This is a genomic window from Arthrobacter sp. Cr_A7 (genome assembly GCF_029222765.1).
In the GTDB taxonomy this organism is placed as follows: domain Bacteria; phylum Actinomycetota; class Actinomycetes; order Actinomycetales; family Micrococcaceae; genus Arthrobacter.
This window is the reverse complement of record NZ_JARHXQ010000054.1, coordinates 1-3,734: the sequence shown is the minus strand read 5'-3', so window position 1 is coordinate 3,734 and position 3,734 is coordinate 1. Positions and strand designations below refer to the sequence as shown.

The 3,734-nt window shown below is 64.0% G+C and carries 2 protein-coding genes; one reads left to right on the top strand and one right to left on the bottom strand.

What is annotated here, in order from left to right; translation table 11 throughout:
* Nucleotides 1-63: 63 nt before the first annotated feature.
* Nucleotides 64-2,283 (bottom strand): NADP-dependent isocitrate dehydrogenase, encoded by a 2,220-nt coding sequence (locus tag P2Q66_RS03240; protein ID WP_275725523.1) that lies wholly within the window; start codon nt 2,281-2,283, stop codon nt 64-66.
* A gap of 332 nt (nt 2,284-2,615) precedes the next feature.
* Between P2Q66_RS03240 and P2Q66_RS03235 the strand changes: the two genes are divergently transcribed.
* Nucleotides 2,616-3,566, top strand: a complete 951-nt coding sequence (locus tag P2Q66_RS03235) for a hypothetical protein (protein WP_275725521.1) — start codon at nt 2,616-2,618, stop codon at nt 3,564-3,566.
* Nucleotides 3,567-3,734 lie beyond the last annotated feature (168 nt).

Sequence of the window (3,734 nt, the reverse complement as noted above, 5' to 3'; positions counted from 1 at the left end):
GGTGCGCCGGGTAAACCGGGGCACCGCCTCTTTTAATGCTCAACTGCCGCAGCAGCGGATCACCTAGCTGAGGGTCGCAATGACCTTGTTCAGCGTGGCGGACGGGCGCATCACGGCCGAAGCCTTGGCGTCGTCCGGGTGGTAGTAGCCTCCGATGTCCACCGGGGAGCCCTGGACCTCAGCCAGCTCGCCCACGATGGTTTCCTCCTTGGAGGAGAGCTCGTCGGCGACGGAGCTGAACGCGGCGGCCAGGTCGGCGTCGTCCGTCTGCTTGGCCAGTTCCTCTGCCCAGTAGCGGGCCAGGAAGTAGTGGCTGCCGCGGTTGTCCAGCTCACCGGCACGGCGGCTCGGGGACTTGTTCTCCAGCAGGAACGTGCCGGTGGCGCGGTCCAGCGTGTCGGCCAGGACCTGGGCGCGGGCGTTGCCTGCGGTGGTGGCCAGGTGCTCGAAGCTGACGGCCAGTGCCAGGAACTCGCCCAGGCTGTCCCAGCGCAGGTGGTTTTCCTTGAGCAGCTGCTGGACGTGCTTCGGGGCGGAACCGCCGGCGCCGGTTTCGAAGAGTCCGCCGCCGTTCATCAGCGGAACAACGGAAAGCATCTTGGCGCTGGTGCCCAGTTCCAGGATGGGGAACAGGTCCGTAAGGTAGTCGCGGAGGACGTTGCCGGACACGGAGATGGTGTCCTCGCCCTTGCGGATCCGCTCGAGGGTGAACGCGATGGCCTTGACCGGGGACATGATCTGAATGTCCAGGCCTTCGGTGTCGTGCTCCTTGAGGTACTCGTTGACCTTGGCGATGAGGTTGGCGTCGTGGGCGCGCTCCTCGTCCAGCCAGAACACGGCGGGAGTCTGGGAGGCGCGGGCGCGGGTGACGGCCAGCTTGACCCAGTCTCGGATGGGGAGGTCCTTGGTCTGGCAGGCGCGCCAGATGTCGCCCACGGAGACCTGGTGTTCGATCAGCACGTTGCCTTCGCCGTCCACGATCTGCACCGTGCCGGCTTCCTGGATCTCGAACGTCTTGTCGTGGCTGCCGTACTCTTCGGCGGCCTGCGCCATCAGGCCGACGTTCGGGACGGTGCCCATGGTGGTGGGGTCGTAGGCGCCGTTGGCGCGGCAGTCATCGATGACCACCTGGTAGATGCCGGCGTAGGAGCTGTCCGGCAGGACCGCCAGGGTGTCTGCTTCCTTGCCGTCCGGGCCCCACATGTGGCCGGAGCTGCGGATCATTGCGGGCATGGAGGCGTCCACGATCACGTCGGATGGGACGTTCAGGGTGGTGATGCCCTTGTCCGAGTCCACCATGGCCAGGGCGGGACCTTCTTCGAGGCCCTTCTTGATGAGGTTCTGCACGCCTTCGCGGACGTCCTCGGGAAGGTCCTCCAGGCTGCTGAGGATGGCGGCCAGGCCGTTGTTGGGGCTGATGCCGGCGGCTGCGAGCTGCTTGCCGTAGGTCTCGAAGAGCTCGGAGAAGTAGGCCTTGACCACGTGGCCGAAGATGATGGGGTCCGAAACCTTCATCATGGTGGCCTTCAGGTGTGCGGAGAACAGCACGCCCTCTTCCTTGGCACGGGCCACCTGTGCCTGCAGGAACTCGTCCAGGGCGGCGGCGCGCATGACGGTGCCGTCGATGACCTCGCCGGCCAGGACGGGGAAGGCCTTCTTCAGGACCTTCACGGAGCCGTCCTCGCGGACCAGCTGGATGGCGATGGTGCCCTCGGACTCAATGACCACGGACTTCTCGTTGGAGCGGAAGTCGTCCTTGCCCATGGTGGCCACGTTGGTCTTGGAGTCTGCGGTCCAGGCGCCCATGGAGTGCGGGTTCTGGCGTGCGTAGTTCTTGACGGACAGCGGTGCGCGGCGGTCCGAGTTGCCCTCGCGCAGGACCGGGTTCACGGCGGAGCCCTTGATCTTGTCGTAGCGGGACCGGATGGCCGTTTCCTCGTCCGAGGAGGGGTTGTCCGGGTAGTCCGGCAGCCCGTAGCCCTGGCCCTGCAGCTCTGCAATGGCGGCCTTCAGCTGCGGGATGGAGGCGCTGATGTTGGGCAGCTTGATGATGTTGGCTTCCGGCGTCTTCGCCAGTTCACCCAGTTCAGCAAGGGCGTCACCGATCTGCTGCTCCGGGGTGAGGTAGTCACCGAACACGGCGATGATGCGGCCGGCGAGCGAGATGTCGCGGGTCTCCACCTCCACACCTGCTGTCGAAGCGAACGCCTCGATGATGGGCAGGAACGAATAGGTAGCCAGCATCGGCGCTTCGTCGGTGTGGGTGTAGATAATCTTGGACATGCGCGGGCGTCTCCCTGAAGGTCGGCTTGGTTATGAAATCCGGTCTATTTCACCATCTACAACTTACCCGAGGACGCCGCGTTGAACCCTACCGGCGCCCTTGGATTACCCTGCCGGTGAGCAGGATTACAGCGCTGGAGAACGGACGACGGCGGCACGCACCCGGCTGCGCCGCCGCCGTCGCGCGTTCCTGGTCAAGAGCCGAGGGACACTCGCAGGAGGCCCTACATGATAAGTCACTACTATTTACATACTTGTCAAATGACGATAAATTCGCTACGGCATATTCCGGCCCACCCCGGGGCCGACACCCCGTTCAAGACAGGACAACAATGACACGCACCAGGTCCTTGGCCACCGGCCTTTTGAGCCTTTCAACAGCGGCCGCTCTGGTACTTGGCTCAGCCGGCGGAGCCACCGCCGCACCGGCCGCCTCGGAAGACAAGAAGGATCCGTCGGTCGCCAGCATCGCCGTAGAAGGCCTCGGCGCAGCCGACTATTGGACCGCCGACAAAATGAAGAGTGCCATTCCCGGTGACGTCCTGGCCGGCAAGGCTCTGGAACGCGGCAACCGCTCCAACGCCGCAACGGTGGAGAAGGGCAAACCCGCCGCCACTAAGGGCAGCGGCAAGGGTGAACCACAGACAGTGAGCCACGTAGGCAAGATCTTCTTCACCATGGGCGACTACAACTACGTCTGCTCCGGCAATGCCGTCCAGTCCATCAACCGGAGTACAGTCGCCACCGCAGGCCACTGCGCCGTTGGCGGGCCCGGCCAGGAGGCCAAGAACTTCGCGTTTGTCCCTGCCTACGACAACGGCGCGACTCCGTATGGCACGTGGACGGCCCGTAACCTCTACACGCCTATTGAGTGGCGCGCCAACGGCAACATCTCCTTCGACACGGCATTTGCGGTGATGAACCCGGACGAAACCGGTAGATTCCTCACCGATGTAGTAGGCGGTTCCAAGGTTGCGTTCAACCAGCCCCGGGGCCTCTTCTACACGTCCTACGGTTACCCGGCAGATAAGCAGTTCAACGGCCTGACGCTCCAGAACTGCGAAGGCACAGCCACCCCAGACACCACCAATAAGTTCAATACACAGGGCATTCCCTGCAACATGAACGGCGGCGCATCCGGCGGACCTTGGTTTATCGGCTCAGGAGCTAACGGCGTCCAGAACAGCATCAACAGTTACGGCTACAGCGGCTCCAAGGTCATGTACGGCCCGTACTGGGGCCTCGAAATCGAGGCGACCTACAACCTTGCGCAAATCTCCTAGGAACGACCAACCGGATCCGGAGCCGGTCAGCCGTATCGATGTACCCCAGACTCACGAGGAGATCCTCGAGTACTGGACGGAGCAGCGGATGGCGGAAGCCGAGCCCCGGGAGATCCGTCTGCCGCCGGAGGGTGAACCCTAGGCACGCATCCGGCCAGGGCTAACCCT